This is a genomic window from Schleiferia thermophila, from assembly GCF_003337435.1.
Taxonomy (GTDB): Bacteria; Bacteroidota; Bacteroidia; order Flavobacteriales; family Schleiferiaceae; genus Schleiferia; species Schleiferia thermophila.
Window position 1 is genome coordinate 982807 of record NZ_QPJS01000001.1, and the last position, 13417, is coordinate 996223.

The following is a 13417-nucleotide window of genomic DNA, read 5'->3' on the forward strand; positions in this document are numbered from 1 at the left end:
AATAGAATCTTTAACTATTTGTATTACAATTAATTGATGAAATTATTCAACTGAACAATAAGTTTAAGTTGAACTAAATAATTAATTTTAATATAAGTATTTACGAATTAATTTGAAGAGCTGACTGTATAAGGGTATAAGCCATCAGTGTCCCCAATCCTTCATCTGCAGTAATTTTAAAATCGATGATTGGAGAAACATGCATTTTATTACAAATTTCTTTGGCAATGGAGGAATAATTCTGAGCCACTATAGCGTATTCCGCAACTTCGGGGTGCAACTTCCATGCTATCAACAATGAAAGAAGCGTTTCATTGTCATCTACCACAAAAAATATTTCCCTCTCGGCTAATTTTAGCATTGCTCCTGCCATCATTGCAATTTGAGCCGTGCCAAAATGTGCTATATTATTTATGACATCACTTGTTTTAGGATGTTTTTTCAGCGCAATTTTGGAGTACTTCAAAAGTATTTCGTCTTCTTTTTCGATGATATACCACAGCGTCTCAACCGATTTTCCCAATATGGCCGAGGTCAGCACTACAGTAGATATTGCACAGGAAGTCCCGATGTGTCCAAATAGAAATGCATTGCTGCCGTTGTAGTAAAATTTGTTTACCAAATCAGCTCCAATTGAAATAGCCTGGTGTACTTCATGAGTGGTCAGCGAGGGTTCATGGAGAAAATCCCTGGCTGCTCCCCTGACTTTCTTATTAATTATTACCGAACCTCTGTTGATCCAATAATCGATAAAACTGTCCAACGGATAATGGACACCGGCATCGATAATCTTGTAACTTACACCCATCTTTTTTGCAATTTGAAGCACAGGTGCTTCGTCGAGAAACATTTTGTGGATCCGTCTGGCAGCGGGACTCACCGGGTCTTTGGACATTTTAATACCTGAAAGATGGTCTCCTGCAAACAGCAGAAGTACCGGATTTTGAATAAAAGGCTCAAGACTCTGCTGGATGAGGCCAATTTTTAAAACTATTTTTTCCAGAATCCCATAGCGGCCCGGTTTACCCTGAACTTTTTGCATTCGGGATTCCAATCCATGTAAAATTCGCTTATCAGGAATTTTTATTTTAAACGTAAGTGGAGTGGACATCGCTAAGCGTTGTTCTGCTAATATTCAACTAAAATATCGGCCTCGCGTTCCAATATTTCAATTTTTTCGTATTCGGTTTTTTTCCTTGAATCGAACATGGATTTGATTTCGTCCTTTGTTCTTCCTTTCCAGGTATTTAGTCGAATGAGATTGTATGTGAATTTTTCAGGACTTGTTTTGCAATAAATTTTTACTACCCTTTGATTTTTAAAACTTTTCGAGGTTTCGAAGGCTATTATCCCATCCAAAATCACCAGATCAGTATCTGGTTCAAGCAGGTAAACAGGAGGCTCTATAGACCAGGTTGGATGTCGCTGGTAGCCTGGTGGCATAACTTTTTTCCCTTTAATCAAATCCCTGAGATTTTCTTGAATTTTGTCTATTCGGTATACCTCGTAAAGGTTGTGTACCTTACCTCTTTGCGATTGAGGTAAAATCCATTGATCCAATTCAATTTTTAATGTCTTAAATCCTTCTTTATTGAAAAAAATTTGTAAATAGTTGGATAGGGTGGATTTGCCGCTTCCGGTATTTCCTGCAATTGCAATTACAGCAGGCCTGCCTTTCAAATGGTTTTTTAGCAGACTTTTTAATTTTTGTAATACATTGTGATGAGGTTTGGTGAGAATATACTCAATGGCTTCCGGTAAGTTTCCGAATATAAAATCGGGCATTGTTTTCAAGTTTTTCAAACCATTGCCCGTCAATACTCCAACTGTGATACATCCTGCTGCTTTTCCAGCTTCAATATCGCTGTTTCTGTCGCCAATGATCCAGCTCTGACTTAAATCAATATTGTATTTTTCGGCGGCTGCCAACAGCATTCCTGGCGATGGCTTTCTGCATGTACATTTAATTTTCAGCTCTTTTATCTCTCCCTCATAACCACTGTCTGGGTGATGTGGGCAGTAGTACAAATCATCAAGATAAGCTTCACTCTCTGCGAGGACCTTATCCAGTTTGGCGTGAATCTTATCAAGCCCGGCACTATCTGTCAATCCTCTGGCGACTACGCTTTGATTGGTAACTACTATAGCCAGATATTCACTCTTGTTAATCTGTCTGATGCTTTCACCTGCAAAAGGAAACACCACCAGCTCATCTGGAGATTTTATGAGGTCCTTGTCTTCGTTTAGTACCCCATCTCTGTCGAGAAATATAGCTTTTTGAAGGTTTTTAAGGTTTCTGATTGCTGGTTTTCCTCTCAATACATCTTCGGTTACTTTCTGAATTCTTTCTGGCGTGCCCATATCTTTGATATACTCTGTGGTACGCCATGCATATACCGGCAGCGACTTGCAAATTCTTGGCAGTTCTCTCCTGCCCCAGTCGCTTCTACCATCTGGAAGATAGGTTATTACTTCTTTATTGACCAGATACAAGGCAGCATTTACCAAATTCCTTGCGAGGATCTCGGACGAATGGGGTTTTGGGAGTATTTCGATGACACGGTCTGTCTCATCAACTTTCACTATATCACTGTCAAAAGGATGGTCATTCGGATGAGCTGCAAGGGTCAAAGCCGCTTTTTTACGAATGTGAAACCCATACATTTTGCTCAAATCCATATCAAAAATCACATCACCGTACAAAATCCAAAACACTGAAGGTAACACAGATTCCATTTCCTTAAAGGCTCCTGTAGTTCCAAGTGGTTCTTTTTCAATAAAATATGAAATTTCTACCCCCCATTTTCTGCCATTTTTAAAATACTCTTCTATTATTTGCGACAAATGCCCGGTAATCAGGCATATATTGTAAATACCATTAATTTTACACTGCAGAATTATGTGTTCTAAAACAGGTTTTCCAAGTATAGGGAGCATTGGTTTGGGCACTTGAGTGGAAATCTCACCCATCCGTGTCCCCTTTCCTCCGCACAGGATATAGGCTGTATCAACCATTGTCCAGGTGTTTTAGAAGGTCTCCTACTACAAAAGTGCTACCGCCTATAAAAATGGTGTCAGATTTACCGGCTAGTTCCAAAGCTCTTGTATAAGCAGCTATTACATGATCATAACTCTCATAGTTGAGGTTGAATTTGTCGGCGACTATTTCCAGCTGTTTAATCGGCATTGCCCTTGGTACATCAGGTTTACACAGCAGATACAGAGCATCACCGGGTAACAGGGAGAATATTTTTACAGCATCCTTATCGCTAACCATTCCCCATACCATGAACAAAAGCCCTTTTCTGACTTCTTTTAATTGATTCATTACCATGGCAATTCCGTTGTAATTGTGTGCCGTATCGGCAATCACTAAAGGTGCATCCTGCAGGATTTCCCATCGACCTCTGATTTCAGTTAGTTTTTTTACATTTCTAAACGCTTCTCTGATCTCGGATTCATTAGGTCTGATTTTATCCGGCAAGAGTTGCAATGCCGCATAAGCAGTTTTAACATTCTTGCGTTGATAAGTTCCTTGCAACCCACATTCGATTTCCAATTCCTTAAACTCTTCTGATGCAAATATGAGATTTGACCCTTTGCTTCTGGCTGCGGAGATAAAGACCTCTTCCACTTCGGCCTGTCTTTCACCAATGACCACAGAAGTATTGGGTTTGATAATACCCGCTTTTTCCTGAGCAATTTTTGGCAGAGTATCTCCCAGAAACTGCATATGATCCCATCCGATATTGGTTATTACACTGACCATTGGCGTAATCACATTTGTAGAATCCAACCTTCCCCCCATACCTACCTCAATTACGGCTATATCTACCCTTTCATCAGCAAACCAGGAAAAAGCCATGGCCATGGTAAGTTCAAAAAAACTTGGCTCAACCAGCAAGGCTTCCGACCGAAATTTATTAACAAAATCAACTACGTATTCTTTGCTGATTTTTTGACCATTAATTCGTATTCTTTCTCTGAAATCATACAAATGTGGACTGGTGTACAGTCCGGTTTTAAGTCCCTTTGTCTGAAGTGCGGCCGCAATCAAATGGGAAGTGCTGCCCTTGCCGTTTGTACCTCCCACGTGAATGCTTTTAAATTTTTTTTCAGGATGACCCAGCCAATTCATCAGGGCTAGAGACCTTTCGAGACCAGGTTTATAAGCTGTATGACCTTGCCTTTGAAAAAACGGAAGCTGGCTCATCAGCCAGCTCAGGGCGCTTTCATAATCGTTCAGCACATTCAATGAATTACTTAACTTTCAGTAAGTCAACCAACTTTGAATAATCGGGAGTGATGATAATCTCTGTTCTCCGGTTTTGTGCCTTTCCTTCAGGTGTGGTATTTGGAGCTATTGGGTGAAACTCTCCTCTGCCCCCAGCAACAATTCTAGCCGGATTGATATTGCCATTGGCCAACAATGCCTTTATTACCGATGTAGCCCTCATTACAGAAAGGTCCCAATTGTCACGTACTGCGGTCTGACCTCTGAAGGGATCGCTATCGGTATGTCCTTCAACAAGTACACTGAGGTCGGGATTGTCTTCTAAAACTTTGGCCAGGTTTTTCAATGCTGGTATCGCCCTTTCGCTCAGTGTCCAACTACCGGATTCAAAGAGCAATGCATTTTCCAAAGTGACATAAACCTTTCCATCTCTCATAGCCACCTGCAATCCTTTTCCCTGAAAAGGCATCAGTGCTCTGGAAACTCTGTCGGTGAAAAATCGCAGAATGCTGTCCTTTTGTGAGAGCGTTACCTCCAGCTCTCCAACACGCTTCTCCCGATCAGTAAGTCTTAATGAAAGCTGCTCCAACCTTACCCTTTCAGACCGGAGGCTATCTTCACGTTGCTGAAGTTCTTCCTGAAGTTTCTCCAGGCGCTGCATTAGCTTACGGTTTTCAGCAGAACTCTGATTCATGAGCAACTTGTTGTTTTCCAGTAAAAACTCATAAGACCAATTGAGTTCATCAATTTGCCTTGATTTACTCAGAATGTTGTGATAGTAATCCAGAGAATCACTTCTTAATTTATCAATGTAAGCACTTAAAAAAGCAACTTCGTCCATTAAAGCTCTGTTATCTGCTTTCAGTTGATTGTTTTCATGTAAAGTAGCCATGTGAATGCTATCCAGCTGTTTGTAGCTGTTCATCAAATTTTTGTGTACTTTTGATGATACACAAGAGCTTACAGCTGTTATACTAATTAAAATACGAAAAAATTTCATACACATTGATATTTGCTCAAAGGTATTGCGATAAAGATGAATGCAGACGTATTGGTTTGTCAGTTATTTAAAATACAATGTTAATAAATTAATCTAACTCTCGGAATCGCCTTATCATCGCCCTGGAAAAAACTGGAATATTCACTTTGCTCATGAGAATAATATCTTCAAGAATATTAGTGTTTTCGCTTAAAAATTTTAAGACAAGCTTTATTTCTGATTTAAAAAACAAATCTTCAAATATTGTATAAGCAGGCACTTTCTTTTCCTTTAATACGTGAAGCAAAACACTATCATAGAGCCGATATTTAAATTTTGGCATGAAGGCTTTTTTGATTTTACTTTTTTTCAATTGTTTGATGTAATGATCGATTTGCTTCTGAATAAAGTAAAAGGTATAACCAGTTGATGCCTTCGTCGCTCCGCCTAAAGTTCCAATATTGATGATGCTGTTTTTTACATCAGATGTGTACTTAAAATCGCTCATTGGTATGACACCAAATTCTTCGTGAAGTATTTTATATGGTTGATTATTATATTTTGTATTTAAATAATTTTCCAACTCTGCATTGTATTCTTTCCTGTCAAGTAAATTTTCTGAAAAAACTGTATACTCAACCATAGCCGTAAACTCGTCATATGGCAGTACATAAACAAATCTGCAATCCCCTTTTTGATCTATGTCAAAATCCATGAGGGTAGCAACTTCCGGATTAAAAACAGGGCGTTCCATTTGTATTTCCCACCCTTTAAAATGCTGAAGTAAAGTAATTACTTTTTCCCTTTCTTTTATAATTGTGTTTCCGATACTATTGAAAATGTACTCTCCATGATAAATGCTTTTATTTGTCACTACAGACCCATGGGTTCTTATTTCTTCAATTTTCTCTGTTTTAAAATGAAAATTTTTCTTCGAATGCAACGTTTTCAATACATACCGATAAAAATCAGAGCTTTTAATCAGATTATATGAATAAGGGTTTATGTCAAATATTTGACTTTTATGGGATGTTCTTATCAGTAATTTATTCCATTTTTTCAATATTATTTCAGGGAAGATATTATTTTCTTTACTCCAGAAGCACCAGGTTTTATCATTTACAGATTTTTCCTCCTTGTCCAATAACAATATTTTTTTATTGTCAAAAAAACTATCTTTTGCTAGTTTATATGCAAAACTAAGCCCTGCAGCCCCTGCCCCTGTTATTATTATATCGTATTTTTCCAATTAAATCAAATGTTTTACTTTTTTCAACTAACTGCTTTAAGCAGCATTCGTTTGGCTATCGGAAGCCATGTTGGCACTAATGGCAAGGGCTCTTTTATACTTATCATATAACTGGAGGGATTAGGTATTTCTTTGAAATTTTTTATAAGTTTTAGCTTTATATTTTCCGGAGTATTGACTATGGAAAGTTTCTCTCTTCCCAGATATTTGGTTTCTAAGGCTCTGTATTTATCTATTTCGGTTTGGATTAACTTGACCTTATAATAGAAAATCAAAGCTTGATTGATAGACGTATCTCGAAGCAAAAAATACCCTTCTTTTCTATAAAGTGGAACTATTCCTATGGGTTCCAGCTCCATTACCGAAGAGGCGTATTCGAAAAGTTCTTTTCCCAGTTCAATATTTTCTTTCAGTTTTGGTAGTGCAAAATCAATGATTTCGTCAATAGTTTTCAAGACATCATCATCTTCAAATAAATGTTCATAATGCACCATTTTACTTTTTAAATCAATTTCTGATATGGTTTGGGGAAATTTATTTTTCGTATCCTCTTTTTGATTTTTAAAATCTGCAAGATATCGATACTGTTCAAGCATGTCCGACAAATGGGGATAAATTTTTTTCTGACCGAATAACACATTGATTTTTTGCAAATAAGCGAGAAGTTGGTAAACTTTATACTCAAAGTCAATTAAACCATCAGATATCCATGTGGTACTCAGCCTTACTGTTCTCATGGTTCTAAGGTTTTTATTTTAAACAAAAATAACATTAATTAGATTTATCTTCCATAAATAACGTAAGGTTTAAAACTTTCCTAAGTTTTGAATACTCTACTTTTGAAAAAATATTCTCTATGAAAAGAACACTAATTTTACTTGCATTTCTGATGTCCATCATTGCTGGTGCTCAAAGTTATAATCATGCACTTGGCTTGAGAGGAGGTTTTAATAATGGTCTGACTTACAGATACTATAATTCTCAGAGTCATGCCTATGAATTTATCCTTTCGCCCAGATGGGGCGGATTTAGTCTTACAGGACTTATCGAACACTTCAGACCGCTTGGTAACGAACCAGGTTTAAGTTGGTTTTACGGATACGGTGTGCATGTTGGTACTTATGCCAGTGGCAGACGCAATGTACCACCTGCCAACGATAATCTGCTGCTTGGGGTAGATGGCATTATTGGAATAGACTACAAATTTCAGGGTGTCCCTCTCAACATTTCATTGGACGCAAAGCCTGAGCTAAACATAGTCCCATATTTCTGGGATTTAATAAATTTTAATTTAAGTTTCAGATTTACATTTTAAAACTAATATTCTGACTTTAAAACGCGACGATGAAAAGTCGCGTTTTTTTTCTACTTTTGTTAGATGATGAGAGGGGTTTCTTTGGTTTTTTTGCTATTGATATTATCCTCAGAAATTTTTTCGTTCCACATTGTGGGAGGAGAATTGTCATATAAATGTCAGGGCAACTCTTCAAATGGAAACAAATTATATCAGATTAAGCTTACCATATACAGGGATTGCAACTCGATTAATGGCGCACCTTTCGACAATCCTGCAATTGTCGGGATTTACAATGGAACCAACTTAGTGCAAAAACTCCAGTTACCACTCCAAGCCGTCTTCCTTCTGCCATACAGTGCTCCAAGCCCTTGTGCTCCGCCACCGCCCAATACTTGTATTGAATATACTACGTATACCAGTACAATTGCTCTTCCGCCAGTGCCGGGGGGATATACAATTGTGTATCAAAGATGTTGCAGAAATTCAACGATCATCAATTTGATCAACCCTGATTTTAATGGAGCTACATACATGGCCACTATTCCACCTATGGACACTGCTTGCAATAGCTCTCCTCATTTTCCATATCACCCTCCTTTGATTCTTTGCAGAAATATGGGGTTTAACTTTGACCATAGTGCAATAGATGATGATGGTGACTCTTTGGTTTACTCTCTTTGCAATGCTTTTCATGGAGGAGGCCGGGACAATATACCTGGAGGACCTACATCCCCTCAGCCCGATCCACCTTTGCCCCCTCCATATTCAAATGTTACGTATGCTCCCGGATATAGTGGTGCAAATCCGATGATGGGAAATCCGCCCATGATAATACATCCGCAAACGGGTATTTTATCAGCCAATCCAACCATAAGTGGAATTCACGTAGTAACGGTTTGTGTTCAGGAATGGAGAAATGGTCAATTATTAGGCATTCACCGCAGAGATTATCAGTTTACTGTTTACAACTGTGATTTGTCAAAATTTGCTACTATTAGGCCTCAAAATCTCGTACCAGAAACCTACTGTGCCGGCCTGACGATCCCCTTTGTAAGTTACAGCAATAATGCCAAAAGTTATTTCTGGAAGTTTAACGACCCAGGAAAAGCTCCGGGCGATACTTCCAATCTGCAAAATCCAACATATACATTCTCTGATACAGGTGTTTACAACGTTATGCTTGTAATAGATGCAGGCAATGGGTGTAAAGATACTACTTACGAAATTTATGAGGTCAGGTACCCACTGAATGTTTATTTTGAACATCAGGGTAGTTTATGTCTTCCAAATACCCAAGTACAATTTCTGCTGAAAGGCACTTCCCTTTCGCCCATGGCTAAAATTCATTGGAATTTTGGAAATAATGCCTCTGTTTCCGGTTACAACGGAGCATCACCACCTGTAATCACTTTCAATACTCCAGGTCCTCACCTCGTCACGTTAGAGGTAGAAGATTTCGGCTGTAAGAGTTATTTTTCCGACACCGTGCAGTTTTTTCAGCCGCCCATTTTCAATGCCGATGCTTCATCCATTGAAGTATGTCTGGGGGAAGGCGTTCAGTTTTTTAATCAATCCACAGCAGAAACCCCATTGTTTTGCTTATGGGATTTTGACAATGGTTTAACTTCTACTCAATGCAATCCACTCCATTATTATCAAAATCCAGGCATATACTTCCCAAAGCTAAAGGTATACACTTTAACCGGATGTATTGACTCAGCTGAAATATCCCTTCCACCCATCACAATTTACCCCGCTCCGAAAGCGTCTTTTTCTGCAAACCCCATAAATGCAAGTATATTCTTTCCTACCATCTTTTTTAAAAATACATCTAAATCTGATGTCCCGGCTCAATATTCATTAATTTTAAGTGACGGTACCATGGTGCCAAATTTTGATGAATATCGTCACACTTTTTCAGATACAGGTAGATATACAGCAGTAGTAAAAGTAATAAATAATTATGGATGCGTAGACACAGACTCTCTCGTCATTTGGATTTTTCCTGAAATAACCATATTTGTTCCCAATGCTTTCACACCAAACGGTGATGGGATCAACGATATCTTTTTTGTGTCCGTATCCGGAATTCTTGAATTTGAAATTTCTATATTTAATCGTTGGGGAGATAGAGTTTATTTTTCAACCAATCCATCAGAAGGATGGGATGGTACTCATCAAGGCGCTAATGTACCTTCAGGAGTATATAATTATATCATCAAAGCCAGAGATTATCAGGATGTTCTACATGTAAAAAAAGGACAGGTTTACCTCTTCAATTAAAAGTCAAAACCATATCTCAATCCTAAGGTAAAATTGGTCCTTGATACCGACCACGGATTAAGTCCTAAATCAACTTCTATATCAGAATTTTCGGTGATTTCTCTAACTTTCGTCATATTGGCGCTTAAGAAATTAATACCCGCTTGTACGTACAGATTTTCAGATACTTTGTAGCTAAAATTAATTTTTGTTAATATGGATAAATTATTTCCCAGATATCTGGTTGGAGTAGTTAAAAAATCATAATTAATATCGTATCGATTATTAAATCTTCCCAGGCCAATTCCTACTGAAAAAGATGCTTTTTCAGAAAGTAAAGTGAAATATTCAACCCCAAAGGAAAAGTTTTGATTCAGCTGTGATGATTTAAAAGTGAGTTCTAAAGGCTCGGAAGGATTTCCAGGATTCGAAAATTGATAGGTTTTGCTCAAGTTATTAGAAAAATTCATATAATTAACAAAAATACCAAATGATTCTGAAAACATGTATTGAATTTCCAACTCTAAATTTAAACCAAAACGCTCTCTATTTTGAAAATCTTTCAATTGTGGAGCGAGATTTTGATCAATTTGATAGGACATTCGACCTAATCCAGCCCTAGCTGATATTAGAAGTTTGTGATAATTTAGTTTATTTAAAGATTGCTCCATGTTTAAAATAGGTCTTTTGTAAAAATTTCTGTCAATTCTCTTTACATTATTTTTAGGTATCAACGTGTATCTCAATTCATTATCTTCATATATTTGAAAATAAACATACTCTTTATCTCTGATAGGTAGTATTTTGCATTCTATTCTTTGGTTTCTCTTCGTGATGATTCTGTCTTGAGAATATGATGTATACGGTAAAAAATAAACAATTAGTATAAAAGGTACAAAAGCTAGTTTTTTCATCGCTTCATCCTGTTAATTAAATCAATAGCTACTTCTGGCTGTAAGGTTACAAATTGAACAGTAGGCAATAACAATCCCATGGGTAACTCATTGCACAAAACAAAATAATCATATCCAGGTTCTACATTCATCACAAGCTTAGATTTTCGATCGGTCTTTGCCCAAATGACCAAAAGTTCTTTATTTTTTGTCTTATACTCTACAATTTCGCCACCTTTAATAAGTCCAAGATTTTCTTTATTGACATAGATGGAATAATTAGTGGCAAAAGTTGGTTTTATAAAGACCACTCTAGCAAAATCGTATTTGTTTCTAAGCCCTCCATTTATCCGTTGATTTTTTAGTCTGTATAATGTACTTTCATCCACATTGTAAACATATCCGGAAATCACTCCACAAGAGTTGGTTGCTAGATTTACATGTCCAGTTATTTTATCTAGCAATATGAGATTGCCTCCATATTTGCGCGCTTCCAATTGTGCAGCTGTAAGTCTTTCTATCCATCCACAAGGTACATCGTGATAATCTGAATGAGTTACCTGGATCGTGCCGACATCTCTTCTATTGTCTGGTAACAGACTCTGATCAGATATAATAATCACATCATCATAAAATTCTAAAGTGGGCAATTTGTTGATGGTCTTAACCTCGGCACCCTTTTTAACAGAACAAGACCATAATAATAATATTTTTATCAAAAAGAATTTTAATAAATTATTTTTCATAACGAAATTACTCAATATATAAAACACAAAAAGCCAGCCAAAGTTGTTGGCTGGCTTTTTGGCGGAGAGAGAGGGATTCGAACCCCCGGAGGCTGTTAACCTCAACGGTTTTCAAGACCGCCGCAATCGACCACTCTGCCATCTCTCCGGGCGCAAAATTATATTGGATTGGTTTTTGCACAACTTTTTTTTTGTAGATTTATATGCATTTTAGAAGAAATTTCAAAAAATGACAAAACGGTTTTTTAAATATCTCATTTTAAATGTTATAAATACATTGTTTATCCTCAATTTATGCGGTGAAAAGTTAGACCTGCGATTCGGTTACTTTCATTTTTTTCATCCTGAAGTAAATATATATACCGAAACTCACTTCAATGTATACGGCAAATCCATATCAGCCATCAAAAATGAAAGTGGTGATTATACCGGATCTGTTCTAATTACGATGACCTTTTATAAGGATGGTCAGGTTATTCAAGGTGATAAGATTCGCATTACTCTTCCAGAGGTAAGTGATCTGGATTTTTATGACAGAGGATTTACTGCAAAATCTCAATTCAGACTTCCGCCCGGTATAAATATCCTTGCCCTGGAAATTATGGACGAAAACAATGCTTCAGAAAGTTATCATTTTGAGCTTACCATAGATGTACCAAATGCTGAAGATTTCAAAGTTTCAGATTTGATGTTGATTGCAGGTATTCCTGACAATATTTCAGGAAATTTATCTAAAAATGATTTTATACCCTACATCGCCAGCAACACGTATCTGTATGACAACAGAGTAAAAGAAATTCTTTTTTACCTGGAATTTTATGACTTGCCCGTGGACGACGAAAAAGAACTGCCATTCTTTGTAAATTACTATTTAGAATCGTTCAATGGGAATTTTCCCATGGAAAAATTTTCAGGTAGAGTAAAAATTAAAAACACTGGCCTTCATCCTGTTTTTGCGAAAATTGATATATCCAGTCTGCCTTCAGGAATATACAACTTGGTCGTTGAAGCCATAAATCGAAAAAATGAATTGTATGCAGGCAAAAAAATTAGAATCGAAAGAATTTCTGACGTAGAGCCCGCATCAGTTTCTCTTGATCTACTCGAAAAATTCACTTTGGAAAACACAATTGTACCCGTCGAAACCTTAAAAGACAGTGTGAAAGATTACTTGCTCTACATGATGCCAATAGTTACTTACAGCGAACAGAAAATCATTGACCGCCTCCTTGCCGAAGGCGATGTTGAGATGATGATGAAATATTTCAATTCTTACTGGATTACCAAAGCATCGAGTGGAAAATACTGGCAGGAATATTATGATCGAGTGAAAATAGCCAATTCAAACTACGGTACAAGGCTGATCAAAGGTTTCAGGACAGACCGAGGAAGGGTATTTTGTCTCTATGGGCCTCCCACTATAATTGAAAGCAGAAAACATGAACCCAATACCTATCCGTATGAAATCTGGCAATATGACCGACTCATAGCTTACAATGGAAGTACCACTCAGTCGGATAGAATTTTCATTTTTGCCGATAGAGAAATCAATACTGGCACTTACCGACTTATTCATAGCAATGCGATGGGCGAAAATTTCAACGAAAGATGGCAATATCTGCTCATGGAAAGAGATATGTGGACGCCAAATGTTGATGACGTGGACCTTCCCGCACAGGCAGGTGACTGGGGTAACCGATTTAACAACAGCATCATTATCAACCCCTCTAAATTTGGCCGATACAACAGATGGTAGA

General features: G+C 37.4%; 11 protein-coding genes and 1 tRNA gene. 3 read left to right on the forward strand and 9 right to left on the reverse strand.

The window, feature by feature from the left end:
* Positions 1–100 precede the first annotated feature (100 nt).
* The 6 genes from DES35_RS04230 to DES35_RS04255 all read right to left on the reverse strand — a co-directional run bounded on the left by DES35_RS04230 (position 101) and on the right by DES35_RS04255 (position 7199).
* On the reverse strand, positions 101–1111 hold the full coding sequence (locus tag DES35_RS04230) for a nicotinate-nucleotide--dimethylbenzimidazole phosphoribosyltransferase (RefSeq protein WP_114365883.1): 1011 nt from the start codon (positions 1109–1111) through the stop codon (positions 101–103).
* A gap of 17 nt (positions 1112–1128) precedes the next feature.
* Entirely contained in the window at positions 1129–3015 is a 1887-nt protein-coding gene (locus DES35_RS04235; RefSeq protein WP_114365884.1) for an HAD-IIIA family hydrolase, read from the reverse strand.
* Positions 3008–4249 (reverse strand): bifunctional folylpolyglutamate synthase/dihydrofolate synthase, encoded by a 1242-nt coding sequence (locus tag DES35_RS04240; RefSeq protein ID WP_244906317.1) that lies wholly within the window; start codon positions 4247–4249, stop codon positions 3008–3010. Before DES35_RS04240 ends, DES35_RS04235 begins: the two co-directional genes overlap by 8 nt.
* Before the next feature lie 10 nt (positions 4250–4259).
* Entirely contained in the window at positions 4260–5159 is a 900-nt protein-coding gene (locus tag DES35_RS04245; protein ID WP_170125692.1) for an OmpA/MotB family protein, read from the reverse strand.
* Between the two features lie 163 nt (positions 5160–5322).
* Positions 5323–6462, reverse strand: a complete 1140-nt coding sequence (locus DES35_RS04250; RefSeq protein ID WP_114365886.1) for a lycopene cyclase family protein — start codon at positions 6460–6462, stop codon at positions 5323–5325.
* 23 nt (positions 6463–6485) lie between these two features.
* Positions 6486–7199 carry a hypothetical protein gene (locus DES35_RS04255; RefSeq protein WP_114365887.1) on the reverse strand — a complete coding sequence of 238 codons (714 nt, stop codon included), beginning with the start codon at positions 7197–7199 and terminating at the stop codon, positions 6486–6488.
* A 119-nt stretch (positions 7200–7318) separates the two neighbouring features.
* Here DES35_RS04255 and DES35_RS04260 point away from each other — a divergent pair, with 119 nt between their 5' ends.
* Both DES35_RS04260 and DES35_RS04265 read left to right on the forward strand, forming a co-directional pair.
* A complete protein-coding gene (locus tag DES35_RS04260) occupies positions 7319–7777 on the forward strand; it encodes a hypothetical protein (protein WP_037356519.1) in 459 nt (152 codons plus the stop codon).
* Positions 7778–8257: 480 nt separating this feature from the next.
* Positions 8258–10042, forward strand: a complete 1785-nt coding sequence (locus tag DES35_RS04265; protein WP_170125693.1) for a PKD domain-containing protein — start codon at positions 8258–8260, stop codon at positions 10040–10042.
* Here DES35_RS04265 and DES35_RS04270 read toward each other — a convergent pair.
* From DES35_RS04270 to DES35_RS04280, 3 genes are all read right to left on the reverse strand, one after another.
* Positions 10039–10935 (reverse strand): hypothetical protein, encoded by an 897-nt coding sequence (locus tag DES35_RS04270; RefSeq protein WP_037356525.1) that lies wholly within the window; start codon positions 10933–10935, stop codon positions 10039–10041. The genes DES35_RS04265 and DES35_RS04270 overlap by 4 nt on opposite strands.
* Positions 10932–11660 carry a hypothetical protein gene (locus tag DES35_RS04275; RefSeq protein ID WP_037356528.1) on the reverse strand — a complete coding sequence of 243 codons (729 nt, stop codon included), beginning with the start codon at positions 11658–11660 and terminating at the stop codon, positions 10932–10934. Before DES35_RS04275 ends, DES35_RS04270 begins: the two co-directional genes overlap by 4 nt.
* Positions 11661–11719: 59 nt before the next feature.
* Positions 11720–11808: transfer RNA gene (locus DES35_RS04280), tRNA-Ser, on the reverse strand.
* 81 nt (positions 11809–11889) lie between these two features.
* On the opposite strand from DES35_RS04280, the gene DES35_RS04285 reads away from it, so the two are divergent.
* Positions 11890–13416, forward strand: a complete 1527-nt coding sequence (locus DES35_RS04285) for a GWxTD domain-containing protein (protein ID WP_114365889.1) — start codon at positions 11890–11892, stop codon at positions 13414–13416.
* Position 13417: the final 1 nt, after the last annotated feature.